Source organism: Trichocoleus sp. FACHB-46, assembly GCF_014695385.1.
Taxonomy (GTDB): domain Bacteria; phylum Cyanobacteriota; class Cyanobacteriia; order FACHB-46; family FACHB-46; genus Trichocoleus.
Genome location: NZ_JACJOD010000031.1, coordinates 176215 through 199152 on the forward strand (window position 1 = coordinate 176215; position 22938 = coordinate 199152).

Here is a 22938-nt window from a genome sequence, read left to right on the forward strand (position 1 = left end):
CGCTCTCCTTATCCCTGGCACAGGCGCGATCGCCCTTAAGCACAAACCTTCTTAACCACAGGAAGTTGGCTCACTTCCTGCCACCATGCCTGGATTTTAGGAGACTGAGCAGTAATGGTGTTAAACTCCGGAGTTTGAGAAAAGTAAATAAAGATGGGAACTAAGAAGAAATCAGCAATGCTGATCTCACTACCCAAGAGATAAGGGCTACCAACGGTTAAAGCTTCAATCGCTTCTAAAGCTGTTTTTGCCGGCGCGATCGCGGCTTGAATTTTACTTTCATCGGGTTGACCACCCTGACTAGGCACAATGAGACGCTGGATCACGATAGTACCAATCACAGGTGCGTAAAGATAGCTATCAATGATGGCCATAATCTGCTGCATGCGAGCACGAGCCAGCGGATCAGTAGGACTAAATTTATGGTTGGCAACTACGCTGTCCAGATAACCCGTAATCGCAGAAGTTTCGTAAATGACTTCTTCGTCTACCTGTAAAGTTGGTACTTTGCCAAAAGGATGCTTGGCAAGATACTCCGCTGATTGATTTTCACCATTGAAGATATCAACACTCTCAAGGTCATAGTCTGTGCCTGCTTGCTCTAGCAGTAGCCGAACCGTCCGCACATAAGTACTAATAGGAGTGCCGTAAAGGGTAAGCTGGGTCATAATCTGTAGAGTATTAATTAGAAATTGAACAGCAACCTGAACAATCTGGCATTAATGTAAACCGATTTCGTGCTCCTTAGGTATAGCTTTGAATCAAATATTCTATTTTTGAAGAAATTAGCCAGAGACCAACATTGCAGTGGAAGCGCGATCGCTTCCTAGGCTACTCAATCCAGTTTTAGAAACTACAAAAAAGCGATTATTGCTGAGGGCAATTGTAAAACAACAAGCCACAAAACAATAATCGCTACGTCTAACTCTAGACTTTGGTTTAAATAGATTTTGAGGAGTAAAAAAACTTAGCGCTTTATTTCACTCCTCAAAATCAAGGCAGTCAAGTATTACTGCACCACTCCCAAAAGCGGAGGTGCTTTAGATTCTGAGATAGTCGAGTTCCAAAAACCCTTGGCATAGATTTGAGGATTCGCTTGAACTGCTTGACGGTAAGACTCGCGCACCTGAGCGTTCACCGCAACTGTTTTTACGTCATACATCTGCATTGCCATTTTGGGATAGAACCCAATTCCCACAATTAGCGCTAAGAAACAAGCCGCAATAAACAGCTCACGGGGATTGGCATCCTCAAACTTAGCGTCTACAGGTAGGTCGCAGTTGGTTCCAAAGCAAGAGGCTTCGTCATTCCCTTGACTCTTCAATTCGACATCGTCCAAGTCGCAGGAAGGCACCAGATCACACATCAGTTCTGAACTTGGCCCGTAAAACACCTGTCTCAGCATTGAGAGCAGATAGATAGGCGTGAGAATGAGTCCAACTGCCGAGAAAAATACGGTTCCTGTGCGGAAGGTGGAACTGTAAACATCACTCGTCGTGATGCCCATAAAGACAGCGATCTCACTAGCAAAACCGCTCATTCCGGGCAACGCCAACGATGCCAATGCCGCAATCGTAAACAAAGCGAATACCTTAGGCAATGCCTGACCGATACCCCCCATCTGATTCATCATCATGGTGTGGGTGCGATCGTAGGTCACGCCTGCGAGGAAGAACAGTACCGCTGCGATCAACCCGTGGGAGATCATTTGCAACAGTGCCCCGCTCACCCCTACATCCGTGAAGGAAGCAATACCTAGTAAGACGAATCCCATGTGAGAAATCGATGAGTAGGCAAGGCGACGCTTCATGTTTGTCTGGGCAAAGGAGTTCAACGCGCCGTAGACAATGTTGATTACTCCTAAAATTGCCAGAATCGGCGCAAAGTAGATGTGAGCGTTAGGCAAAAGCTCAAGATTTAAGCGAATTAAGCCATAGCCGCCCATTTTCAACAGCACGCCTGCCAAAACCATCGACACTGGGGAAGAAGCTTCCCCATGAGCATCAGGTAGCCAGGTGTGGAAAGGTACGATCGCGAGCTTAACCCCAAAGGCGACTAATAGCCCTGCGTATAGCAGCAGTTCGAGCGCCAGCGGAAACTGTTTTAGGTGAAGTTCTGCGATATCGAAGGTAGTATTGCTGCCGTAAAATGCCATCGCCAGCGCCGCCACCAAAATGAAGATGGACGCGATCGCCGTATACATCAGAAACTTGGTCGCCGCATAACGACGATTTTGCCCGCCCCAGATGCAAACGAGCAGATAGACCGGAACCAGCTCGATCTCCCACATGATGAAGAACAGCAGCAAGTCTTGAGCGACAAATACGCCGACTTGGGCGGCATATAGCAATAGCATTAAGCCATAGAACAATCGCGGTCTGCGATCGACTCGCCAAGCCGCAAATATGGACAGCGTCGTCACCAGCCCAGCCAACAGCACTAACGGGGCGGACAAGCCATCAACCGAAACTGCCCAGTTCAGACCTAACTGCGGTACCCAGGCAACCTTTTCCACAATTTGGAAGGTTGCACTGCTCGTATCGTAATGCGTCCAAAAGGTGTAGCACATCAAAACAAAGTCTATGACGCCTACAGCGAGAGCATACCAGCGCACCACTTTGCCACCTTTGTCAGGCAACAAGGGGATGAACATGGCAGCAATGAGTGGCAGTAGGACGATCGCGGTGAGCCAAGGAAATCGATCCATCATCATGTCGATAAAAACAGATACTCATCTGTGTAATGAAGGTATCTTACTAGACTTTGTGAAGCATTATTAATAAGTCTTTCTCGTAGGTATAAATTCAGCAAATTTATGCTTCATAAAAAGAAAACTTACTTACGCTCACCCATTCACAGCACTGATTCACTGAGAGCTACGTTCATTGAATCAGCACGCGCTTCTAACTAGAGCTGTATTGATTAAGCTTTAGCTACCAAAGAAATTGGAATTTTAATAACAAATTCCGTTCCCTTGCCCAACTCGGAGACTACCTCAATTGTGCCTTGATGCTTTTCGATAATTTGCTGGCTGATTGATAGCCCTAATCCTGTCCCTTTGCCAGCAGGCTTTGTCGTAAAGAAGGGATTGAAAATCTTCTCTTTAATTTCCGGGGAGATGCCATGTCCATTATCTTGAATGCGGATATAGACCTGCTTAGAGTCATCTACACTGGTTTGGATCACAATCTGCTTTGATTTTATATCTGCTTCAAGTAAGGCATCAGCAGCATTAGAAATAATATTCATAAATAATTGATTTAACTGAGCTGGATAGCACAGGACTTTTGGCAAATCTCCATATTCTTGAACCACTTCAATACCCTGCTTCAGCTTGTGGTTGAGAATTAATAATGTGCTATCGATTCCTTCATGTAAGTCCACATCTTTTTGTTCTGCTTCATCCAATCTAGAAAAGTTGCGTAATGACAGCACAATATCTCTGATCCGACAGCTTCCCATTTGCATCGATGCGACTAGACGTGGTAAATCACTCAATACAAACTCCAGGTCCATCTCCTCCATGAAATCAATGATTTCAGGAGACGCTTGCGGAAAGTACTGTTGATAAAGTTCAACTAGGGTAAGTAGATCCTGAACATACTTATCCGTGTAAGTGAGATTGCCGTTGATAAAGTTAACTGGATTATTGATCTCATGGGCAATTCCTGCCACCATTTGTCCCAGCCCAGACATCTTTTCAGCCTGAATCAGTTGTGCTTGAGTTTTCTGTAGGTTTTCGAGAGCTTGTTCTACGTCTCTAGCTCTTGCCTCAGCAAGCAGAGCAATCTCTTCCTTGCCCCTCAAGGTGTCTTTTAGTTTCAGTTCCCGTTCTGCTAGCTCATCCATTAACCGACCTTTCGCTTGCAATAGAAAGAGAAAATCGGCAGCAGAGTCGTGAATGGCAAAGTCTTTTAGTTTGATGCCAATCTGGTTTAGCTGGCTAATTTCCGTAACGACCGGAGAACCCAGGAAAAAAATAGCCCCACAGTCCTCAATAGGCATCATCTGCCCCCTGAGAGTCATTTCACTATGAAGTGATTTCAGCATGAATATGCTGTTAGATTGCCTAGTAATGGCAGCAAAGTCAGCAGTTTGAATGATCGGACGCTGAATCTGGAAGCACTTGTCAAGTTGTGCCCCGATGATGTCAGGAATCAGCCGCTGCAAAACTTCCCCAGACTGGACAATGGTGCGATCGCCTTTAAACACAAAATGGAAAGGAAATGCTTTTGCCAGCAACTGAGGTGACAAGGTGAACTGAGGCTGCATCAAAGGTTCAGTTGGGGTTGTACTGGATAGTGAACTCATCATGATCTGCACCATCAGACTTGCTTTGAGTCTGGGTGACTTCAACATCCGTATTCAAGTGTGTGCCCAAGCCTTTTACCAATCCCACCACCATCGGCGCTAGTCCGTCTCGATGAGAATGATAGTGAAGATGCAGCGTTTGTTCCTCCAATTCCTCACAGGCAAAAGATGGTGGCTGAAGTTTTGGAAAACTGACTCCGACCCGGGTATGCAGGTCGTCTAGGTTCTGTAAAAATTCGGGCAGCGTATCACCGCTCATGGCCATCAGTTCACCATACCCTTCCTCAGAAGTGTATTGCACCCAAAACTCGCCAAAGGCTTGCATGATTGCTGAAGCAGGTAAATCCAAAACCAGGCTCGCAGCCTTCACCAGTCTGTGGGTCAAGTCATCTGGGTAAGACTCCATGCTGATAAACGTATCAATCTCGACTTCCGCTTTACGCTGGATCTCATTCCAAGTTTCTTCACCGAAACGAGCACACACCATGTCGTGAATTGCTTTGTTGACTAAGCCGTACATAAAAGCTCCTGTGGTGCTGTTTCAAACTGCTGCGTAGTTTGCCTACAATCCCTCTGAGATTAGGTTGCTCGAAAGTTGATCGACAAAATACTCTTTCTATAGATTGCCCACTTCTGAAGTGAAGAGGTCTACCCTCTATACCATGTTAAATCAGTTCTTAAGTGTCAGGAAAAACTGTGAAGCGATCGTCTCAGAATCTGCTCTCATTCCTTCAAGCTAACACCTAGCGTAACCACGCCCTAAGTTCTTGGAGTTGGATGGCCGCCAGACTCATGCTGTGGTTAGCTGCGACTTGCCCAACCGAGGCTGCTCAGCACCGTCTCGGCTTCTCCTTTAGAACCCAAGACATCCGCGACCCTCTCCTCTGCCTCTTTCACATACCTACTTTGTAGGTAACTCTCCTCATCCGTCAGATCATCACCCGCCCCAACGACTACATCCCCAATGATGGCGAACGTCGTCACCATTGCCTCCAAGCTCCTGAATAACTCATTGGCATCCCAAGCTCCCCGTCCATGCAGCGCGTACAAAATCCTGCTAGAGGAGCGTGAGAAGATGAAGGGATCGCCGCCCTGATAACCGACAACGAACCAATCATCCGACCAACCCTCGAACCGCTCCATTGTCTTGGGGTGGAAGCGGTACCCTGCCTGAAACTCCCATAAATCAGCCAGAGAGGGAAGGAAGAAGGGGTTGCCGTAGGCATCAATGGTTACATCATCTGGACCTAGTTCAGCGTAGTAGCAAGCGACCTCAACGGGCAGAGAAAAATCTCCGCACCACTCCCCTTCCAGTTGCGGGACTAGCCGCTCCTGAGGGAAAGCGCGGGTGATAATTTCTTTCGCTAGGCTGTATCCTGACATCCCTAATAGAAGCTGCTAACTATTTGATGGATATTTGTGGAACAATTTCTCCAAAACAATGTTAGGCGATCGTTTCAGAATCCATCTTAGCAAAAGGGATGGCTAAGCCAGTACCAAGACAATGTGAACAAGCTTCCGAAAAATCTGCTTGGCTTTTGTAGAGATTTATATTTGCAGCCGAGTAGATACTTTGTAAGGAGTCATGTTGAGATGCACTCGCTCTATCTGAAAAGACTGATGCTTTTAACTAGCATTTTTTTGCTTACGCTGTCCAGTTGCACCAAACAGCCTAGGGAAACCTTGCTAACGCCGTCAGTTGAAGCAAGCGCGACACCTCTTAGTCGTGTAGAACAGCCCAGTAGTGTAGAACAGCGATCGCCTGCCTCAACCGGAAATCTACTCTCTCCAGGACAAGTGGCAAAATTAACAAAATTACCGATTCCAATCGTCGCTCCGACCTATGTTCCAAAAGGCTTTCGACTTATCAGCGCTGATGGGGCTAGCGTGAAGTATGCCAATGGAGGTGATGATACAGGATATTCGATCGCCTACGAAGGAGAAGATGGCACTTGTTTTGCGATCGCTTCCTCAAAAGATAGCCCCCGCAAATTGAAGCAGATTGGGGAAGTGGAATCTGTGGTTGGCGCTGTGAAAATGTATGAGGAAACCTATGAAGGAAGAAGTTCTATACAAAGTTTCATTCCTGTCAAAGGCAATCCCGTGATGATTTCCCCAGTTTGGCAGTTGAATTCAGCAACGGGTAGCCATGAGTTCTGCAAAGCCCTCAATCGCGCTGAATATGAACACATTCTCAAATCGATGGAGTTGGTGAAGTAAATATCGCGGTAGTTCTTAAAACCATCAATAATAGACAGCGATCGCCTCAAACCCATCTCATCGATCAAAATAGGCTACGACATTTGCTGCTGTGATAAATCCGTTAGTGGTAATAGTCAATTTCGTTAATGAATTCACAGTATTCGGTGGGAACGGTTCTCACTCGTGGTCTGCCAAGAACCGTATCAGAAACTTGCCCATACCAAATAGCGTAATGGTCTTCCGGAATGTTTTCATCATCTGGAAGCCCCACGATAATCCCAACGGAGCCACCTACATTGACGAATTTTCCGAGCACATCCTTCTCGTTCATAGATAACGCCTAACAGTGAAAACTAACAACGGCAAGTAACCTTTGCGACCTAAACCAAGAAGCAATGTTTTGATTCTAATCCGCAGTGACTTATCATTCAGCTTAAGCAGAAGTTTTCCCAAGAAGAAAGCGTGGTAGATCTTCTTCAGAAAGCCATTTTCGGCATATGTTCAGTGTGTTTAGCCATTCGTCTACAAACAAGTTTTCCTTGTGCGAATGTTCGTTACGATATCCCACACTGAGATTAACGCCAGTAATCTCTCGGCACAACGTGACAATATCAGTATAGGCAAAGCGATCGGGCTCTGTATACCCGGTCATACGCTGCACATAGTCCCGAAATTTATCTGTGCCAACCGAGTAACATTTAAAGTCTGAGCCATGCCGACGATCCAGTTGGATCATAAATTGGTGTTGAGTATTAATCTCGTCTGCAATATCAGAATTTTTTGGATCACTCATCAACCAACTACTTCCTAAACCTCCTGCTTCCTCGCCATCAGTTATTAATAGTGAATGACCTAAGTCTTTAAGCAACCACAATATTGCACATCCTGCTCTGTCATCAGCTCCAATCCCATAGACTGAGCTTGAAGATTGAAAAACACCGTTGGAGAAAATCAGCTCATGTTTTGCATTTTCAGGTATTTCAATAGAATTATCCCAAACTGTATCAGCATGAGCCACCAGCAAAACTTTATCCTTTCGCTGTCCTCGGATGTAAAGAAATCGCTCTGGCCGCTCACCTCGAAAAACGATCTCCTTATCGGGAATACTTAGAAAGTATTGAAAAATAGGTTCTGAATTTTCTAATGGAACTTCTAGAAACTTTTTAAGAATTTCAATATCGTTCATTCTTGAAAGTTAGAAACTTTTGCAGAGTTTGCATTCCTAATATAACCGCAATTTGCAGTAGAGCCGACACAGCGCATCTTCCATGCTAATCTCGACTTTAGTTGTCTAGTGCGATCGCTGATGGGTAGCCAATCTAAAGCTAAAACCATTTTTATCCTTGCCTCTATGGTGGGCTGGCTCATTGTGGGTGCAGCACTGATATATCTTTTTCCCGTAATTGCAGATCTAGTTGTCTCCTCGGAGCGCACCCATCTTTGGATGAAAACTCTCAGCCGTGGTGATTACAACCCTATGTTGGCGGAACTTGGAGGAGGGGCTGCTCTCATTATTACCGTAGCGGCGAATATTATCTGGTATCAGCGGTTTGAAGGAAAGCTGTAGGGTGTATGTCTGCCAATTCGCCATCTCCCCATTTTTCGTGTCGCTTCTATTGGTTGGCGATCGCCAATCTCCCTTCTAATTTGATGGAGCTATTGCAAGCTCTTGGGCTAGGCGATCGCTTATGTTTTCGTGTGAGGGCGATCGCGGCATGTAATAGTGCAGCAATCGATCAAGTTCATCCAAAACTTTTCTCCAAAGCACCCACAAGACAATCTACGTCTGCTTCGTAGAATCCTGACGAAGTTAAACAATTTATCTCAATGATCTTTGGTCCGTTTGGTGTTGTGGCTATATCTATCACGAATGCCCTGTCAGGTTGCCACACTTGCGCGGCAGACTCAGCAAAAGCCCTTGCCTCTTCATCGCAATCTTGAGAATAACGTAGATGGTCTCCAGCTTTGTAAAGCGAACCTGTGATCACTTGCCCGTCAATTACAAAGAACCTGTATTCTTCATAGATCAGTTTTGGTGTTGCTGACAAAACGAGAGTTTCAGGTGTCAACGTAGCATAGCCATCGGAAATACCGAATATTTGTTCTTGCCAAGCTTGCAACTTATCAGGCTCAATAATGAAACCCGCAAAAGTTTTGTGGTCAGAGCAAGGTCGCACAAAAATAGGTTCTTTAGGGTCAAGTTTACCGAATTCTTCGATAGTGCCATCCTCATTCAGAAGCAGCCCTTTATACGCTTCCTTCCATACAGAAAAGTCAAAGTTATCATTAAGGAACGCACCGGGCTTCCAGCCTCGCTCCATAGCAATTTTCGAGAGCGCCGTTGAGCCGGAAACGATGACAGCGTCCTCAGTGATATGCGGTTCTGATACAAAGTCATGGGAAAATGGAATTATCTTGATGATCTCAAAAGGTAGCGATCTTAAATTAATCGCCTGAAGCAACCTTTCAAAACCAATCTCATTCTTTAAGTTTTCCTGAATAACCCAAAACATTCGGTCTCATCCTTAATGAAATTATTTAAATTCTGTAGATGTTTGCCTAACTATTAATTAGGTATAGTTTTCCTCTCTGAATCTATCCTTTAAAAATTGGGTTCTACCGAGTAGCTTCCATTGATGTCTACCAATCTATCAACTACTGATTTTCTACGTCGTTTTTCTCGGTTGGCGATCGTCAATATCCTTTCTAATTTGATGGTGCCATTGGCAGGATTAATAGATGTCGCCTTTTTGGGTCATTTAGCCGAGATTCAACATTTGGCAGGAGTGGCATTGGCGACAGTATTGTTCAACTATCTCTATTGGACCTTTGGCTTTCTCCGCATGGGCACCACTGGGATGACTGCTCAAGCCATTGGACGGGGCGATCGCGATTCAGCCCTCCTAGTGGGTTTGCGGCATGGATTAGTAGCTTTAGGGATAGGGCTAGTAATTCTCCTTTTACAGTTGCCATTGAGAGCCATTGGATTTACTCTGCTCAGTGCCACAGCAGAGGTCAAACTCGCGGGCCAAGCTTATTACAACGCCTTAATTTGGGGCGCTCCAGCCACACTGATTAACTTTGTGCTCATCGGTTGGTTTTTAGGGCGAGAGCAGAGTGGCAAGGTTCTGTTACTCTCTGCCATTAGCAACCTGACGAATTCCTTCATGGATTATTTCTTTGTGGTGCGTTGGGGCTGGGAAAGTGCAGGAGCAGGATATTCTACCGCCTTAAGCCAATATCTCATGTTATTCACTGGCATGTGGCTTGTATGTCGAGAGTTCCGTTGGTCGCAGATACAGGCGATCGCCCCTAAAATTTGGGAACCTATCGCCCTTAAAGCAGCCTTCACCCTGAATCGTGAAATTCTCATCCGCACCTTTGTACTGATTTCTACCTTCGCTGTTTTTACCAATCTCAGTTCTACCTTTGGCACCAACGTTTTGGCAACCAATACGGTCCTGCTGCAAGTGGTAACGCTGGCGGCTTACTTTATTGATGGTCTCGCCTTTGCCACCGAGAGCTTGGCAGGAATCTTTCGGGGTCAAGGCACCAACGAGCAATTACGGTTGTTGCTGTGCATCTCTGGTGGAACCAGTTTCGTGTTTGGGTTAGGATTTGCGATCGCCTTTATCCTCAATCCCAATCTCTTTTTTGGACTACTCACCAACCACAGAGATGTTCTAGAGCGCATCAATCAATATGTGGTGTGGCTGTTACCTGTCCTAGCTTTTGGCTCGATTGCTTATATGCTGGATGGCTATTTTATTGGCTTAACGGAAGGGAAAATACTGCGGCAGTCAGTCGTCGTAGCGACTCTAGTTGGGTTTGCACCTGTGGCGATCGCGGCTTGGTACTTGCAGAACAGTCATTTGTTGTGGCTAGCTTTGGCTTTGTTTATGGTCGTGCGGGCAGTGACATTGGGTCAGCAAGTTCCTGCGTCTCTGCGCTCAGTTGAGAAATTGAAAGGCTGCTGATTGTTCGGCAGGTTGGATTGAACTTTGCGAAACCCAACCCACCGAAAGCGATCGCCAATACACCAATATAAAATTTATCTGGATAAACTTCCTATACTCAAAGGCACCATCTCTCCTTTGGTGGTAAAGCCTAATAACATTGCTTCTTGCGGTCGAATTACCTTGCCTGTCAGAGCGCAGCGTTCTTCCTGTTGAGCTGTGGCATCGACGCTGGCCCGAATATCTGAGAGTGCAATTTGGGGCTGAGAGTTACCAGATTTCTGCTGGACAAAATCCCACAAAATATCCCGAATCAATGCCTGATAGCCTTGATTGCCTGACAATTCTTTCAGGTGCTCTTTTAGCTCCCGTTCCAAACGAATGCTGGTAACTTCCATTTCGGTGGTGGGGGTGCGAGTAATCGTATGCATGATTTTTTTCCTCCAAGATCTGGACATGCTTGTAATACAAGTGTAGTATGTAAACAGTCAAATGCAAATTTATCGGTTGAGCGAGTCTTCAGTGAGTCTTTTACCCACCACCCACAATCCACGGCATACGGCCAATTGCATCAGCAGTTGGAACCCGAGCAACATGCCCGTGGAATTTTTGTTTGCGGCAGGCTATGGCCTATCGATAACAGAAACGGGGGTAGGCAAAGGATTGGCAGGATCGCAACGAGCATTTGATGGCATTAATGATCAGCTTGGCCTCCAAAACGAGGTAGAGCTACGAAGCGGGAGGTACAGGTGAGAGATGCTGTACCCATACAAAACTAGAAAACCCACCAGTAGTGTTTTCCAGCCCCCGCTTCTACCCAGCAGAAGTGGGGGTTTTTAGTATGAGGAGTCAAACCGTGAGGATGACAACGAGTGTTTTAGATCAATCGGTGGTGGTGTTCTCCAAGAACTACCTCCCCCTCAGCCGCATCAATATCAAGCGGGCAATTTCCCTCTTGGTCATCGGCAAAGCAGAACCGATGCTCTTAGAAGATACAGCAGAAGATACGGCAGGTTGGCAAGTTCGTTCTCCCAACGCGATCTTTTATGTACCTAATCACATTCGCCTCACGGTTGCCAGTACAGAACGGCTCTGGAAAATTCCTGCTGTGAGTCGCAGAGAGATATTGCGGCGAGACCACCACACCTGCCAGTACTGCGGCAGCACAAAGCGTCTGACGATCGACCACATTCTTCCCCGATCAAAAGGCGGAAAACACACTTGGGACAACGTAGTTATAGCCTGCGAACGGTGTAATCAGCACAAAGGAGACCGCACTCCCCATGAAGCAGGCATGACCCTCCGAACTAAACCCAAAGCGCCTATCCATCCCACAATCGCCTTTGCCGAACAGTTCTGGCAAGCCCACACTGACTAGAACAGAGGAATCGCATCCTCGCCCTTAATGGTATGCACCAGAGGAAACCTCCATGCTGAAACTCACCTACACTGACATGGGTTTGTACTTAGAGCGGCTAGCTCAATCGCCCGAAGAGCTAGTAGCCCGACGTGCCATCTTAGCGCTACGGATGTCTCAGAACTTGCATCTGGAACCCAGCCGAGCTGCCTTTTTGCTGCCTGCGGATCTCCCTGAGTTACCAATACTAGAAGCTGCAATTCGGCGAGAAGGAAAGGCGATCGCGCTCTGCTCAGTCTGTGATGACTACGTTGAGGTCAGCTTGCGCGGTATGTGGATCGCCCCAGAAGTCGATGCTCATGAAGGTATCTTCGTTGCCGTAATGAGCGATCGCCTAGAGTTTCTACTCCACAAGCTCTGGCAAGTCAGCCAAACGCAAGTTTCGTTCTTGTTATGAGCGGCTGGTCTAAACCAACAGCAAAGCTAAATTTGTGCGATTAGAGAGGATAGATGGCTACCCTCTCTAATTTTTTGCTCTCTTTTTTCAGCTCCTAGAATATGCAGTGCCAACTTTGCGATCGCTAATGCTACCGAAGCAACGCCAAAATCAAAGCTGCTATTAACAAACTCATCAACATGATCAGAGGGATATAGCTAGAATGTTTTGCTGGGTTAGCAGTTGAGAAAAGCTGCTTGTCTAATACAACGCAATCAATCCACTCACCTCCCTCAGCCCGAAAGCCAGCTTTGCGAAGTAGCTTGTAGCCTCTGGCTTGATAAAAAGCAACAGCTGTGAGCGATGAGATGACCCAAATGGAGGGATATCTTTTTTCGGTCGCGGCTGCTTCTAGTGCTTGTAAAATTTGAGTTCCAATCCCCTGTCGAGCAAACTGAGGATGGGTATAAACTGCGGTAATTTGTGGTCTCTGCGTTGACAAACCAGAGAAACCGACTAGCTCACCTGCGGACTCCGCCAGAAAGATCACCTCATCGCGTCCCCGCCAAGCTGCTTGTCCTGTAACCAATGCCTGAATTTGCTGGGCATTGTAGTTAGCAGAACTGAGGATTTCTAGAGCTTGGGTTTGTAACTCAATCACGCGATCGAGGTCTTCTGGTCGAGCTAGACGGATCTGGATGTCCATGCAGTAGTGAGACTGATAATATTTGTACTGCCGAGTTTTAGAGGGAGGGTAATAGTCTCATCGGAGGTTGGCGTCGCGACGCGATCGCTGAGTTTTTTAAGTACTATTCAGCACCAATTTAGATAGTCACTACCATCTACCTGCGATTGATTGTGGAAGCTCACCCTAAAATTCCCGGAACATTAATGTAACTAGCAATACCACTGAATTGATTTTGTTTTTTGGCGATCGCTCTCTGTACCAATCCATTGCTGCACGTTGACAGTCGCATCTATTTTGGCTTCTAAATCTGTCAACGTTTGAGGCGCATCCGGTGAGGCTAGGTAATGATGTACCGTTTTAAACCTACGACCCATTTGGAAAGAAGTAATCGCCGAAGGAGCGTCCGTAGAGCCGCCTTCATATCGATCTTGCAAGTTGAAGTATTGCATCCGCTGAAATTCCAGCATTAGTTGTCTAGCCTTCAGGGGGCTGATTCGAGTAGTTTTAATTCCCTTAACTTTGACGAACTGATTCCCTTCATAAATAACTCTGCCATCAGCGTAGATAGTTAGCTTGTACATTGGGCAGAACCCAAAACAAGCGGTTCGCTCTAGAGTAACCACAGATTGCCGAACTCCACGGCGAGGTTGCGAGAAGAGTTGAGCTGACAAAGTTGAATCGTCAGCTATTAAGAACGGAGACATAGCAGCAGACGTAGCTAAAGCATTGGGGCTTAAGGCTAGCAGCAAACCCAGACTCAAAAACATTGGGAATCGCATTACAGTTCCTCCATTAAAGCGATCGCTACTGATTAAGAATCCGTTTCGCGCTTGCACGTTCCGCCCGATAGGCTGCTCTAAATGGATAAATTTGGTAACGAGATTGTGGCCAGCTAATGAAGCGATCGCCCAGCAAGGGCATAGTTCAACCTACTCGCTTTACTTCAGCTCTTGCTATAAGTAACTAAGTAACCAGGAAGCATCTGCGATCGGCGATGTTTGCTAGCAATTAAGGCGAGGGGAGTAGCAGAGGATGGCAGCCAACATCAAAGTCGCTTTGGTGCATGACTACCTGCGTGAGTATGGAGATGCAGAGCGGTTGCTCCAGGTTATCCATCGTCTTTATCCAGACGCACCACTTTACACGGCTTTTGTGGACTATCAGCAATTAGGCACTGAGGCAAAACGCTTTGCAGGCTGGGATATGCGGACCACATTTGCCCAAAAGCTACCTGGCATTGCTCATCCTCATCGCTGGAGGGGCTTGCTTCCCTACCTCTGGGAAAACATAGACCTATCTGAATTTGATTTAGTGATTTCTTCGTCTGGTGATTTCGTGAGTAAATCAGTCTTGACCAGAGCTGAAACACTACACGTTAGTTATTGCCACACACCGCCTCGCCATCTATGGGAACGCTTGCGATCGCACCCCCAATCTCTCCACTGGTATGACACTTGGTTGGATACTCGCTTGCGGCAATATGACTTTTATGCATCACAAAGAGTCGATCGCTACATCACCAACTCCCACACTGCCGCTCGCCGCATTAGTAAGTTCTATAACCGTCCAGCAGAGGTGATTCCACCCCCGATTAAAGTACATGGCGAAGGTCAGGCAGGCGATCGCTACTACCTCTATGCCGGCAAGCTAACTCGTCAAATGCAAGTAGAGCTGGTAGTTAGAGCTTGCACGCAGCTAGATCGCCCCCTGTGGATTGTAGGCACAGGCCATGATGCGGAATATTTAGACTCACTCCGTAGTCTGGCTGGCCCTGAGGTGAAATTTTTAGGAGAAGCTCCCGAAGAGGCTTTGCCCAGCCTCTATGCAGAAGCCAAAGCTTTAGTTTTTCCTTGTAGCAGTGCTGACTTTAGCCGAGAAGCCGTTGAAGCCATGGGACATGGTATCCCTGTCATTGCGTCCCAGCAAAGTGGACTGCGAGAAGTGGTGTTAGATTACCGAACTGGAATACTCTTTCCTCAACCCACAGTCGAAAGCTTGGTGGATGCACTCAATGAGTTTGAAGGACTCCGGTTCTCCTCCGTTGCCTGTATTGAGCGGGCTGAAGAATTTGCCGAATCTGTTTTTGTGGACAGGTTGCAATGGTTTATCGCTCAAGCCCTCGATGCCCACCATGCGATCGGAGTCGAGCCAGAACGCGATTCCTTTGCGTAGCGAAATTTTTTGATTTAGCGATCGCTAAACAGTTTCTGTCTCTGTGCCTACGACTTCACGCACCCGGTAGATAGGTCTATTTTGAGATTCATGATAAGTCCGCATCAGCAGTTCTGCGAGCAAACCAAAACTAAATAACTGGATTCCTGCCAGGAACAATACCACCGCCAGAATCAGCAACGGGCGATCGCCAATGCTTCGTCCCAAACCTAACTTCAGAAACGTCAAATAGCTGCCCAGCAGTACACCACCTATCATTGATGCCAGACCAAAGGTGCCGAAGACATGCATTGGGCGAGTCAAAAACTTCTTCATAAAGAAGATGGTAAACAAGTCCATCAGGACTCGTAGGGTCCGACCTAAACCATACTTACTCTGACCAAAGCGCCGCGCATGATGACGCACTGGAATTTCAGTGATCCGTGCCCCTTCAATAAAAGCTAAGGCTGGCAAGAAACGGTGTAGTTCTCCGTAGAGATTCATGTCTGCAACGAGTTCCGCTCGATAGGCTTTAAGCGAGCAGCCGTAGTCGTGCAGTTTCACTCCAGTTACATTGCCAATCAGCCAGTTAGCAATTTTGGAAGGCAGGAGTCTAGTCAAAGCCGCGTCTTGCCTTGCTTTGCGCCAGCCACTTACCAAGTCATATCCTTCATCTAAACGAGCCAGCAAGTGAGGAATATCGGCTGGATCGTTCTGCAAATCGCCATCCAATGTAATCAGCACCTTACCAGTAGCATGCTTGAAGCCAGCTGACATCGCTGCTGTTTGCCCATAGTTACGTCGCAGGATGACAGCCCGCAAATCAGTCCGAGCCTGGGCTAGGTGCTTGAGCAAATCAGTCGAGCCATCACTGGAGCCATCATCCACGCACACAATTTCATAACTAATCTGGCTCTCAGTGACAGCCGTGGCGATCGCTTCGATTAGGTGAGGGAGACTCTGGACTTCATTGTAAATCGGCACGATGACGGACACTTGAGGTGTCGGATTAGAGAAGGCAGGATTCGAAGCTTGAGAGCGGGTGCTAAGTAAGTTGCTCATTGTGGTAATTACTAATCCTCTTGACTCTTCAAGATACCTAAAGATGGCTTGCGGCAATGCTATCAGTATCCCGGCATTAACTGATTGGCTGTTAGCTTATTCACTACAGTCTCACAAACTTCTCAGAACGGCTAACTGAGTTAAAGAGTTAATAAAGTCATTGTGAAACTATAGAACCAATTTAATATGTTCGAATAAGATGTTTGCTTAGTTTAGTGTAAACAAGCGACTAAAACAAGCAAGAAATTATTAAACAAAATCCGGCCAGAACATATATTGATTCGTAAATCGCATCAATCAATACAAAAACCAGAATAATAACTACTATTCTCTTGCAATCTTTAACGCCAAGACAGGAAGTTTTTTTATATCTGAGCATGGATTAAGTTTTGAAATTCAGTTAATTGATAAGCACTCCTCATTAATGCGATGAAGCTACAATTTATTTCAAGTAAACTGCACGAAGGAGAAGACAGTCAATGCAATCAACTACATTTACTTTTTAATTGACATATTCTGCTTTCAAGCTTGATAGGCAAAAGAATCACGAAAGACTAATACTCTCTTAAGCAGCCACTCGTTATGACGTTCTCCAAATGGTTTTCATCATTCACTTGGTTTAAGGCTTTAATTATTCTAACTTTGAGCTTGAGTATTATTTTTCGGTTTATTAAACTTGATCAGAAGGTTTACACTGTTGATGAAGTGCGGGGTATTCTTCGAATCGAAGGTTATACTAGCCAAGAATTTACTGACCAAGTTTACAACGGCAAGATTATTAGCAATCAGGAAATCCAACGATATCAATATCCTAGTTTAGAAAAAAGCTTTTCTGATACTGTCAAGGCTTTGGCGGGTAATCCAGAGCATCCTCCTCTGTACTACTTAATTAGCCGATTTTGGATAGATTGGTTAGATCATCCTGTTGGTGCTAGAGTTTTGTCTGCTCTCGTCAGTCTCTTTATATTTCCTGCTTTGTACTGGCTTTGTATAGAGTTATTCGAGAGTCCTTTATCGGGTTGGATTGCGATCGCCCTTGTTGCAGTTTCTCCTTTTTATTTAATGCTGGCTCAAGAGGCACGTCAGTATAGTTTATGGACGGTTTTTATTCTAATATCTAGTGCCTCACTGCTTCGGGGACTACGTACTTTATCGAGAAATAGTTGGATAATTTACACAGCAGCGATCGCATTAGGGCTTTATACCCATTTATTTTTTGTTTTTGTATTATTAACCCACGGATTATACGTTTTACTGACTGAAAAACTCAAAAGCAAACCTACAATATTCTACTTAATTGCTTCTTTCTGTGGCTGTATTACTTTTACTCCTTGGATTTGGGTGATTTTAAGTAGCTCTAGTCGGGTGAAAACTACGACTAGTTGGGTAGCTTCTTTCAAGATTGGTTTATTTAAACGCTTTACTTATTGGCAAGCTAACTTAAGTAGTATTTTTTCGGATTTCAACGATCCTAAAATTAATCAACTTGTTTCTTTTGCTGTTCTGGTTCTAGTTTTATATGCCATTTATTTTCTTTGCCGCCATGCTCCCAAGAAAGTTTGGCTATTTGTCTTACTACTAATTGGTAGTACAGCTTTAGCCCAAATAATTCCTGACTTGATTTGGGGAGGGAGGCGATCGATTCTCTCTCGGTATTTAGTACCTTCTTATTTAGGTGTCCATCTAGCGGTTGCTTACTTATTCACTCAACAACTTTTTAGGGTCCAGGTAAAAGTAAGCCAGCAACGACTATGGCGCTCTATTTTTGCGGTTTTACTCTCTGTTGGCATCATGTCTTGTGCCGCTAGCGCTCAGGCCAAAGACTGGTGGAAGGGTTCTAGCTCAATCAACTTACAAGTGGCACCACTAATCAATCAAGCGCCTCAACCCCTGATTATTAGCGATAGCAACCTTACTTTTGTATTGCCCTTAAGCTATCTTTTAAAGCCTGAAACTCAATTTCAACTATTTGAGAGGTCAAGACTAGAAGAGCAAAATTTTCAGACTGAGCTAAAAAACTCAGTCCAGAAATTTAAATATGTTTTTCTATACTCTCCTTCAAAACAATTGCTTCAGTTGCTAGAGCAAATGAACCAGCCAAGCGATTACAAAACTACAGTTGTAGTAGGACAGTCGCAATGGTTTCAGGATCGCAATTATCTTTACCGCATCCAACTCAACTCTGCGGTTGATAACTAGCCATTACACGGCCTGCACCTCGTAATTGTCGATAATAAGTTTGGCTCACAATATCTCCTTGCTCAGACAGGCGATCGATGCCAATACCATTTCGGCCCTGCTCTTTACCTGAGCTATGGATGTAGGAATGATCCCCAACATATAAGCCCACATGAGTTGCCTTGGCAGGAGAGCCAAAGAAAACTAAATCTCCTGGCTGCAACTCTTCGATCGCCACAGGCTGAATAAATGCTTCTTGCTGATAAGCGTCTCTTGGTAGCTGGATACCCACAGAGGTGAAAGCCGCCTGCATTAATCCAGAGCAATCATAATTCGGTCCCACAGTGCCACCCCAGAGATAATAGTTTGCTTGCTGCATCGCTGCATAGGTAAAGGCAATCGCCTCTGGTAGTCGAGTTTGAATTTCTGCTGCGCTCAAAGCGATCGCTTGATACGCTGTGGCTGCAATTGCCAGTTCCGCAACATCTTCAACTCGCAGCCAGCCGGGGTAGTCGTCCTCGCACAAGCGCACTGGGATAGCTGTCGCACCATTAGAGCTTGTTGCCGTTGGAATCGATAGGATCTGTAAATGCCTGCCTTTGGCCGCTTGGGTGGCTAAGCGATCGCTTTCTGGTCCGTCGTAAAGGTTTAAGTGAGCTTGGCACTGATACTCTACTGGCTGAGAGGAGCTAGCCTCGAAAGCTGCTTGTAAATCGGTGAGAGAAACCATGAATCAAAAATTGGGAGAGAAGCACTTAGTAGTAATCACTTAGTTTTATGCATAATCGGGTCTGAAACCAGAGGCCGCGAAAAACTGCTGATTCGAGCCGCTACCCAGAGTCAGTCGGACTGGTATAAGTGATACTGCTAGAGCAATCTCAAATGGGTTGTTAGAGGCACACTCCACCAACCTGATAAATCCTTTAGGACTGCTATATCCTATTCCTCTATTAAGTTACCCATCGAGTCACAATGGCATTTTTCCGTAAAGACGAACAACTTGAAACCCTGGGCGATCGCGTCCTAGAAACGACTTGGGCCGAGTTTCCCGGATTGGCTCGCAACCAAATCGCGCTTACCTGGGTAGTTTATGATCCCCCAGTCTCCGTCAATACTGGAGGTGCCTTGAGTCCAGATGCCTTCTGGAACCATGCCGTGAGAGGGTTTAGCTATCGAGGAGTGGAGCGAATCTATCCAGCGAGTGTAGTGAAATTGTTCTACTTGGTGGCAATGCATGAATGGCTAGAAAAAGGCATGATTCAGCCGTCAGCCGAGTTAGAGCGAGCCGCCCGCGACATGATTGTGGATTCTAGCAATGATGCCACTAGCTTGGTAGTTGATGTTTTGACTGGCACAACTAGTGGCCCAGAACTACCCCTTGGCCCTTTCGAAACCTGGAAACAGCAGCGCAATCTAGTCAACCGCTATTTTCAATCGTTGGGTTGGCCAGAACTAGAAACCATCAATCTCAACCAGAAAACTTGGTGTGATGGTGCCTATGGCCGCGAGCGGGCGTTTTTAGGAGAACTGATGGAAAACCGCAATATGCTGACGACAGAAGCATCAGCTCGTCTGGTACACAGCATTGTGGGGGGGGTAGCGGTGTCATCCGAGCGATCGCAAGCCATGATGGCCTTAATGAAGCGCAGCCTCGACCCGAACGACCTAGCGGCTGATCCAGAAAATCAAGTTACTGGCTTCTTAGGCGGAGGTTTACCTCAGGCAGCCCAGGTTTGGTCAAAAGCAGGTTTAACCAGTCAAGTGCGGCATGACGCTGCTTATGTTGAGCTTGCTGGGAAGCGGCCTTATCTTCTAGTTGTTTTTACGGAAGGCAAAGCCCATAGCCAGAACGAAGCGATTCTGCCATTTGTGTCGCAGCAAGTTGCCGCTGCAATCGCTTCTATCGCGGCTGACAGTGCTTAAGATTATCCCCTAGAAGTTGCTGGATGCTGGTAAAACTGGCTACAAGCCAGTAATCCTCTCAAAACAAATTAAAACAGAATCTATGTCTTAGGAAGTGGCAAAATTGTTCAAAATTCCCTAAATTAGCGGTATGGCGGTCAATTTGCCGATACATTTACCTATAGCGAAAGATAACGAGAGCTAGCTAAAGCTTTAGGTTGGCCTAAGTTTTAGTTCAAGATACATTGAGGAGTGCTTGTGAATATGACTTTTTTTAGACGCGTTTCTTCCCTACTCAGCCTCAGCGCTCTATTGGTGATTTGTGGTACCTTGTCAGCTCAAGCCGAAACCACTACCTCCCTTGAGGCAACTTTAGCAACGCCGTCTGCTCAGCCAGAAGTAGCGACCCAGCCTGATACGGCTGACACGACAGTTACTGCGACGCAAGTTTCTGAGTCTGCCAATACTTATTCTTTCAGCGCCACTGCGCCGACGTTGTTTGCCAACCACACGGAGTCTACTAGTTCTGCTGCCGCTCAAGTAGAAGCTGCTGCTCCATTGGCAGCGACAGAAGCACTACCAGAAGCATCCGCAGAAATGTCTACGGAGATGTCTCCAGAGATGTCTGTAGAGACGGCTAAGACAGCCCCCGTTCCTGGAACCACTGTTACTTCTGCTCAAGTTTTGAACGAGCAACCAGCGATCGCTCCTACCACGGATGAAGCGGCAGTGCCTACCGCCGAAGCAGAAGCACCAAAAATTGCTCAATCTGTTGAGCCTGGTCGTGGCACTCGTTCTGGTTCTAGCTACGTCGGTGTCGGTCTTAACGTGGGCATTACTGGAGATACCGCTCTGGGCGATACGAATTTCACAGTCCTCAGCAAAATTGGTTTAACCAGAACCATTTCGGTCAGACCTTCCGTGATGATCGGGGATGATGCAGATATCTTGATCCCAGTCACACTAGACTTCCCCAGCTACACCGCTGATGAGATTGGCATCTCAGCCGCTCCTTATGTAGGTGCAGGTGTCGCGATTACAACTGGAGATAGTGATGTAGTCAGACTGTTGCTGACTGGCGGTGTTGATGTGCCTCTCACCCCACAATTCACTGCAACTGCTGCTGTCAATGCTGCCGTGTTTGATGATACGGATATTGGTCTGCTACTAGGCGTTGGCTATAACTTCACTTCTCGCTAAGGTCTTGCTCGCTGAGTGAGCCTAAGTTAATTGAACCCCCTGAAGCTGTGGTTAGCTGGCAGGGGGTTCCGTTTTAGGTGCTTGATTTTCTTTCAGGTTGAGGGCGATCGCTTGACTCTCCCTTTCTCTAAGGCTCCCTTATTCAGGCTTCACTTTGCTGATATTGGCTAACGTGCCATCATCTTTGACACTCCAGACATCGTAGCTACCGATGACATCCCCGTTTTCGTCAATATCCACGTTGCCGCTAGCACCCTGGTAGTTAATATCTTGACCAGTACGCAGTAGCTTCAACCCTTCACAAACATCCGAAACTTCTGTGCCGGGCGCATTAGCTACATCCCGCAACTTGCTCTGCACCCCTTCCCCCGTATTTGCCTTGGCTGCCTCCGCCGCTAGCATCAACAGCACTGCCGCATCCCAAGAGTGCGGTACGTAGGCGCTGACGGATTGTCCTTTCTTTTCTTGCCAAAGCTTAGCTAATGCGTCCAGAGACTTGCCATCAGCTCCGGGCACTGTCCCGATCGCGTTGGTAATGATGAATTTGCCGTCACTCGTTTTGCCTACCTGTTTCGGAAATTCATCGCTCTTGACGCCGTCGGTCAACATAACCTGGACTCCTTCCGTCAAGCCTTGCTCATAGGCAGATTTCAGCAGTAGGCTCCCTGTCTCGGCGTAAAGCACAGCCACGACCGCATCGGGTTTACCGCCAAAAGCAGCGGCGGCTTCCGTTTCAAAGGTGGTGGCTTTAGGGTCGTAACGGGTGGGTTTGGCTTCATTGACTACGGTGCCACCTTGTTTCTTAAAGGCTTCCACAAATTCTTTTTCAAACCCAACGCCGTAGTCGTTGTTAATCACGACCGTTGAAACTCGCTTGAAGCCGCGATCGCTCGCCAACTTCGCCAAAGCTCTGGCTTGATAGGTATCGGGGGGTGCGGTTCGAGCCCAATACCCTTGAAAGTCACCTTTTTTCGCCCGTTCTGTAAACACAGGGCTCGTACTTCCCGGTGAAATCAGCATCACCTTGTTGCGAGCCGCTACATCCACAGCGGCACTAGAAACGCTACTAGCAAACGAGCCGACTACACCAGCAACTTTATCTGCTTCAGCCAGTTTGGTCATCCCTTCAGCACCTGCGGTGGGATCAGTCTGATCATCCTCTGCTACCAGCGTCACAGGTTCACCATTCACGCCCCCACATTGGTTGGCTTGGTCCACGGCCAAGGGCACAGAAGCTAGCATGGCCTGGCCGATCGGCGCTAAGTCCCCTGTAGCGGGCAGCAAAGAACCAATTTTCAAGCCCTTAGCATTAGCAGTAGAGGCTGCGGGAGTCGAACCCGTCGAGCTCGTCTGGCCTTGGTTGCCTTGATTGGTGTTGGTAGCATCTTGGCAGGCAGTCGCGAGTAAACCTGTAATTAAAGTTGTGATGGCTAAAGTGATTGCTAGGCGAGGCCTCAGACCACTTGCTGAAGCAAAATTTTTCATTTGGACCTAG

Annotated in this window: 23 protein-coding genes; 9 read left to right on the plus strand and 14 right to left on the minus strand. The window is 46.6% G+C overall.

The annotated features are described in order from the left end of the window. Window positions 1-35: 35 nt before the first annotated feature. The 5 genes from H6F72_RS18875 to H6F72_RS18895 all read right to left on the minus strand — a co-directional run bounded on the left by H6F72_RS18875 (window position 36) and on the right by H6F72_RS18895 (window position 5694). A complete protein-coding gene (locus tag H6F72_RS18875) occupies window positions 36-668 on the minus strand; it encodes a glutathione S-transferase family protein (protein ID WP_190439111.1) in 633 nt (210 codons plus the stop codon). Between the two features lie 341 nt (window positions 669-1009). Continuing rightward, window positions 1010-2713 carry an NAD(P)H-quinone oxidoreductase subunit 4 gene (locus tag H6F72_RS18880; protein ID WP_304940952.1) on the minus strand — a complete coding sequence of 568 codons (1704 nt, stop codon included), beginning with the start codon at window positions 2711-2713 and terminating at the stop codon, window positions 1010-1012. A gap of 209 nt (window positions 2714-2922) precedes the next feature. Further along, window positions 2923-4314, minus strand: coding sequence for a sensor histidine kinase (locus H6F72_RS18885; protein ID WP_242017018.1), 1392 nt, complete (start codon window positions 4312-4314; stop codon window positions 2923-2925). Further along, entirely contained in the window at window positions 4280-4831 is a 552-nt protein-coding gene (locus H6F72_RS18890; RefSeq protein WP_190439113.1) for a heme NO-binding domain-containing protein, read from the minus strand. The genes H6F72_RS18885 and H6F72_RS18890 overlap by 35 nt, the downstream gene beginning before the upstream one ends. A 281-nt stretch (window positions 4832-5112) precedes the next feature. Next, window positions 5113-5694: a hypothetical protein gene (locus H6F72_RS18895; RefSeq protein ID WP_190439116.1), complete on the minus strand. Its 582-nt coding sequence runs from the start codon at window positions 5692-5694 to the stop codon at window positions 5113-5115. Window positions 5695-5994: 300 nt separating this feature from the next. On the opposite strand from H6F72_RS18895, the gene H6F72_RS18900 reads away from it, so the two are divergent. After that, entirely contained in the window at window positions 5995-6531 is a 537-nt protein-coding gene (locus H6F72_RS18900) for a hypothetical protein (protein WP_190439119.1), read from the plus strand. A 103-nt stretch (window positions 6532-6634) separates the two neighbouring features. Here H6F72_RS18900 and H6F72_RS18905 read toward each other — a convergent pair whose 3' ends face one another. Both H6F72_RS18905 and H6F72_RS18910 read right to left on the minus strand, forming a co-directional pair. Beyond that, on the minus strand, window positions 6635-6844 hold the full coding sequence (locus H6F72_RS18905; RefSeq protein ID WP_190439122.1) for a hypothetical protein: 210 nt from the start codon (window positions 6842-6844) through the stop codon (window positions 6635-6637). A gap of 102 nt (window positions 6845-6946) precedes the next feature. Next, a complete protein-coding gene (locus H6F72_RS18910) occupies window positions 6947-7699 on the minus strand; it encodes a hypothetical protein (protein WP_190439124.1) in 753 nt (250 codons plus the stop codon). 120 nt (window positions 7700-7819) lie between these two features. On the opposite strand from H6F72_RS18910, the gene H6F72_RS18915 reads away from it, so the two are divergent. Continuing rightward, on the plus strand, window positions 7820-8080 hold the full coding sequence (locus tag H6F72_RS18915; protein WP_190439131.1) for a hypothetical protein: 261 nt from the start codon (window positions 7820-7822) through the stop codon (window positions 8078-8080). A 175-nt stretch (window positions 8081-8255) separates the two neighbouring features. Here H6F72_RS18915 and H6F72_RS18920 read toward each other — a convergent pair whose 3' ends face one another. Then, on the minus strand, window positions 8256-9026 hold the full coding sequence (locus tag H6F72_RS18920; protein ID WP_190439134.1) for an ATP-grasp domain-containing protein: 771 nt from the start codon (window positions 9024-9026) through the stop codon (window positions 8256-8258). Window positions 9027-9149: 123 nt separating this feature from the next. On the opposite strand from H6F72_RS18920, the gene gntT reads away from it, so the two are divergent. After that, on the plus strand, window positions 9150-10490 hold the full coding sequence (gene gntT / locus H6F72_RS18925) for a guanitoxin biosynthesis MATE family efflux transporter GntT (protein ID WP_199299178.1): 1341 nt from the start codon (window positions 9150-9152) through the stop codon (window positions 10488-10490). 74 nt (window positions 10491-10564) lie between these two features. Here gntT and H6F72_RS18930 read toward each other — a convergent pair whose 3' ends face one another. Then, the gene (locus H6F72_RS18930; protein WP_190439136.1) at window positions 10565-10900 is read right to left on the minus strand and encodes a hypothetical protein; all 336 of its coding nucleotides are present in this window, start codon (window positions 10898-10900) and stop codon (window positions 10565-10567) included. 431 nt (window positions 10901-11331) lie between these two features. On the opposite strand from H6F72_RS18930, the gene H6F72_RS18935 reads away from it, so the two are divergent. Both H6F72_RS18935 and H6F72_RS18940 read left to right on the plus strand, forming a co-directional pair. Further along, window positions 11332-11847, plus strand: a complete 516-nt coding sequence (locus tag H6F72_RS18935; protein WP_242017019.1) for an HNH endonuclease — start codon at window positions 11332-11334, stop codon at window positions 11845-11847. Window positions 11848-11899: 52 nt separating this feature from the next. Continuing rightward, window positions 11900-12283, plus strand: coding sequence for an alr0857 family protein (locus H6F72_RS18940; protein ID WP_190439142.1), 384 nt, complete (start codon window positions 11900-11902; stop codon window positions 12281-12283). Between the two features lie 130 nt (window positions 12284-12413). Here H6F72_RS18940 and H6F72_RS18945 read toward each other — a convergent pair whose 3' ends face one another. Both H6F72_RS18945 and H6F72_RS18950 read right to left on the minus strand, forming a co-directional pair. Next, window positions 12414-12968 carry a GNAT family N-acetyltransferase gene (locus H6F72_RS18945; RefSeq protein ID WP_190439145.1) on the minus strand — a complete coding sequence of 185 codons (555 nt, stop codon included), beginning with the start codon at window positions 12966-12968 and terminating at the stop codon, window positions 12414-12416. A 191-nt stretch (window positions 12969-13159) separates the two neighbouring features. Next, window positions 13160-13729, minus strand: a complete 570-nt coding sequence (locus H6F72_RS18950) for a DUF6438 domain-containing protein (protein ID WP_190439150.1) — start codon at window positions 13727-13729, stop codon at window positions 13160-13162. Between the two features lie 253 nt (window positions 13730-13982). Here H6F72_RS18950 and H6F72_RS18955 point away from each other — a divergent pair, with 253 nt between their 5' ends. Continuing rightward, window positions 13983-15122, plus strand: coding sequence for a glycosyltransferase (locus tag H6F72_RS18955; protein ID WP_190439152.1), 1140 nt, complete (start codon window positions 13983-13985; stop codon window positions 15120-15122). A 24-nt stretch (window positions 15123-15146) separates the two neighbouring features. Here the strand turns inward: H6F72_RS18955 and H6F72_RS18960 are convergent, their stop codons facing one another. Continuing rightward, window positions 15147-16163 (minus strand): glycosyltransferase family 2 protein, encoded by a 1017-nt coding sequence (locus tag H6F72_RS18960; protein ID WP_190439154.1) that lies wholly within the window; start codon window positions 16161-16163, stop codon window positions 15147-15149. Between the two features lie 582 nt (window positions 16164-16745). On the opposite strand from H6F72_RS18960, the gene H6F72_RS18965 reads away from it, so the two are divergent. Further along, window positions 16746-18362 carry a glycosyltransferase family 39 protein gene (locus H6F72_RS18965; RefSeq protein WP_206755449.1) on the plus strand — a complete coding sequence of 539 codons (1617 nt, stop codon included), beginning with the start codon at window positions 16746-16748 and terminating at the stop codon, window positions 18360-18362. On the opposite strand, the gene H6F72_RS18970 is transcribed toward H6F72_RS18965, so the two are convergent. Beyond that, complete coding sequence (locus H6F72_RS18970) at window positions 18340-19071, minus strand: C40 family peptidase (protein WP_190439160.1); 732 nt, start codon at window positions 19069-19071, stop codon at window positions 18340-18342. The two genes, H6F72_RS18965 and H6F72_RS18970, sit on opposite strands and share 23 nt — an antisense overlap. A gap of 242 nt (window positions 19072-19313) precedes the next feature. Between H6F72_RS18970 and H6F72_RS18975 the strand changes: the two genes are divergently transcribed. Further along, window positions 19314-20264 (plus strand): serine hydrolase, encoded by a 951-nt coding sequence (locus H6F72_RS18975; RefSeq protein WP_190439162.1) that lies wholly within the window; start codon window positions 19314-19316, stop codon window positions 20262-20264. A gap of 243 nt (window positions 20265-20507) precedes the next feature. Then, on the plus strand, window positions 20508-21443 hold the full coding sequence (locus H6F72_RS18980) for a hypothetical protein (RefSeq protein WP_190439164.1): 936 nt from the start codon (window positions 20508-20510) through the stop codon (window positions 21441-21443). Between the two features lie 138 nt (window positions 21444-21581). On the opposite strand, the gene H6F72_RS18985 is transcribed toward H6F72_RS18980, so the two are convergent. Then, entirely contained in the window at window positions 21582-22928 is a 1347-nt protein-coding gene (locus H6F72_RS18985) for an ABC transporter substrate-binding protein (RefSeq protein WP_190439166.1), read from the minus strand. Between the last annotated feature and the right edge of the window lie 10 nt (window positions 22929-22938).

Coding starts and splice junctions, on each gene's coding strand:
- H6F72_RS18875 (WP_190439111.1), bottom strand. CDS start 668: ATGACCCAGCTTACCCTTTACGGCACTCCTATTAGTACTTATGTGCGG.
- H6F72_RS18880 (WP_304940952.1), bottom strand. CDS start 2,713: ATGATGATGGATCGATTTCCTTGGCTCACCGCGATCGTCCTACTGCCA.
- H6F72_RS18885 (WP_242017018.1), bottom strand. CDS start 4,314: ATGATGAGTTCACTATCCAGTACAACCCCAACTGAACCTTTGATGCAG.
- H6F72_RS18890 (WP_190439113.1), bottom strand. CDS start 4,831: ATGTACGGCTTAGTCAACAAAGCAATTCACGACATGGTGTGTGCTCGT.
- H6F72_RS18895 (WP_190439116.1), bottom strand. CDS start 5,694: ATGTCAGGATACAGCCTAGCGAAAGAAATTATCACCCGCGCTTTCCCT.
- H6F72_RS18905 (WP_190439122.1), bottom strand. CDS start 6,844: ATGAACGAGAAGGATGTGCTCGGAAAATTCGTCAATGTAGGTGGCTCC.
- H6F72_RS18910 (WP_190439124.1), bottom strand. CDS start 7,699: ATGAACGATATTGAAATTCTTAAAAAGTTTCTAGAAGTTCCATTAGAA.
- H6F72_RS18915 (WP_190439131.1), top strand. CDS start 7,820: ATGGGTAGCCAATCTAAAGCTAAAACCATTTTTATCCTTGCCTCTATG.
- H6F72_RS18920 (WP_190439134.1), bottom strand. CDS start 9,026: ATGTTTTGGGTTATTCAGGAAAACTTAAAGAATGAGATTGGTTTTGAA.
- gntT (WP_199299178.1), top strand. CDS start 9,150: ATGTCTACCAATCTATCAACTACTGATTTTCTACGTCGTTTTTCTCGG.
- H6F72_RS18930 (WP_190439136.1), bottom strand. CDS start 10,900: ATGCATACGATTACTCGCACCCCCACCACCGAAATGGAAGTTACCAGC.
- H6F72_RS18935 (WP_242017019.1), top strand. CDS start 11,332: ATGACAACGAGTGTTTTAGATCAATCGGTGGTGGTGTTCTCCAAGAAC.
- H6F72_RS18940 (WP_190439142.1), top strand. CDS start 11,900: ATGCTGAAACTCACCTACACTGACATGGGTTTGTACTTAGAGCGGCTA.
- H6F72_RS18945 (WP_190439145.1), bottom strand. CDS start 12,968: ATGGACATCCAGATCCGTCTAGCTCGACCAGAAGACCTCGATCGCGTG.
- H6F72_RS18950 (WP_190439150.1), bottom strand. CDS start 13,729: ATGCGATTCCCAATGTTTTTGAGTCTGGGTTTGCTGCTAGCCTTAAGC.
- H6F72_RS18955 (WP_190439152.1), top strand. CDS start 13,983: ATGGCAGCCAACATCAAAGTCGCTTTGGTGCATGACTACCTGCGTGAG.
- H6F72_RS18960 (WP_190439154.1), bottom strand. CDS start 16,163: ATGAGCAACTTACTTAGCACCCGCTCTCAAGCTTCGAATCCTGCCTTC.
- H6F72_RS18965 (WP_206755449.1), top strand. CDS start 16,746: ATGACGTTCTCCAAATGGTTTTCATCATTCACTTGGTTTAAGGCTTTA.
- H6F72_RS18970 (WP_190439160.1), bottom strand. CDS start 19,071: ATGGTTTCTCTCACCGATTTACAAGCAGCTTTCGAGGCTAGCTCCTCT.
- H6F72_RS18975 (WP_190439162.1), top strand. CDS start 19,314: ATGGCATTTTTCCGTAAAGACGAACAACTTGAAACCCTGGGCGATCGC.
- H6F72_RS18980 (WP_190439164.1), top strand. CDS start 20,508: ATGACTTTTTTTAGACGCGTTTCTTCCCTACTCAGCCTCAGCGCTCTA.
- H6F72_RS18985 (WP_190439166.1), bottom strand. CDS start 22,928: ATGAAAAATTTTGCTTCAGCAAGTGGTCTGAGGCCTCGCCTAGCAATC.